Raw genomic sequence first — 1,127 nt, 5'->3', positions numbered from 1 at the left:
AAGATGACAGAACAATCGCTTGAAGGCAATTCAATGGCTGCGCGTACTTGCAAATCAGAGCAGTCCACAAGGTCAAAGGTGCCTAAATCGACAATCTTTTCTGTTTGCCTATAGCGTGCCGCCAGCACTCGAAAGGCTAAGGCTTCATCTTGATGAGCGGTCCAGCTCCTAGCATTGACAGAAGAAAAGCGTGGTCCGGTCACGTAAGGGTGACTTGAGACATATCTTTGACTGTTTACATCAAAATCTCCAAGCTTTGCTAGTGAGACGGCATGATCAGCATCATCGGTTTTAATGACAAAAGCAGTGAGACGGTCATTAGGGACTAACAAGGGGACATCATAGCGTGCCTCTGCCCACCCTAGCTTTGCGCCCTTCATAGAATAAAAGCTTTGCGCTTGAATATCGGCGGTCGGATAGCCATTTTCTGTGGTGACCAAATCAATCACCAGATCATGGTTCTGATTGCCGATTTTGCAAAGATGAAAGTCAATTCCAGTGATTTGCCGTGTTTCATCGGGGGTAAAGACTTGCGCTTGTGGGTCCACTTGCGTCCAGATCTTCACTGTTGTGGTGCGTCGCATCACTTTCACATCAATCACGCCTTGACCTGTAAAAAGCCCTGTTGCAATGGTGCCCCCTTTCCCCCGTGCCACAACATTTTTTGTGCCAGCCGTAATATTTTGTGGAATCGTGAAAGCGCCCTCAAGGGTGCCCTTGCTATCGGCAATAAGGAGACTCTTTGGTAAAACATTCACACCATCAAAGGTAAGACTTTCCAAGATTTCGCTACTGCCAAAACCTTCAATTTTGAAAGAAAGGGTAATTTGTCTTAAAAAATTGATTTGTTCTTGGTGTGTGTTGATGAAATTATCGCTTACTTCTGTTCTACGTATGGTACTGCCGCGATGTTTTCCCATAATGATTTGATTGGTGATACCCGAGAGCCAATCGGTGCGCTGTTCATGCCAGAAGTCTGTCGCGGGTTCAAGGGTTACTGTACCAGGCAAGGTCGCAAAATTTTGATAAGGATTGATTTTTTCGCAAGCCGTTGTCAACTCTTGCGCAATAATCACTTCATTTGTCCAGTCAAGCGTGACAGGCGCTTTTAAAGGAGCAGTATAGAA

1 protein-coding gene is annotated in these 1,127 nt (G+C 45.6%); it reads right to left on the bottom strand.

Annotation, left to right across the window (positions count from 1 at the left end):
- A partial coding sequence (locus ACFILW_RS09890) for a DUF4815 domain-containing protein (protein ID WP_375685743.1) occupies positions 1 to 1,127 on the bottom strand: 1,127 nt, incomplete at both ends.

Origin of the sequence: Bartonella sp. TT110JLCBS (assembly GCF_042193405.1) — a bacterium.
Classification (GTDB): Bacteria; Pseudomonadota; Alphaproteobacteria; order Rhizobiales; family Rhizobiaceae; genus Bartonella.
The sequence above is the reverse complement of the archived record's forward strand: the minus strand, read 5'-3'. Positions and strand labels throughout refer to the sequence as shown.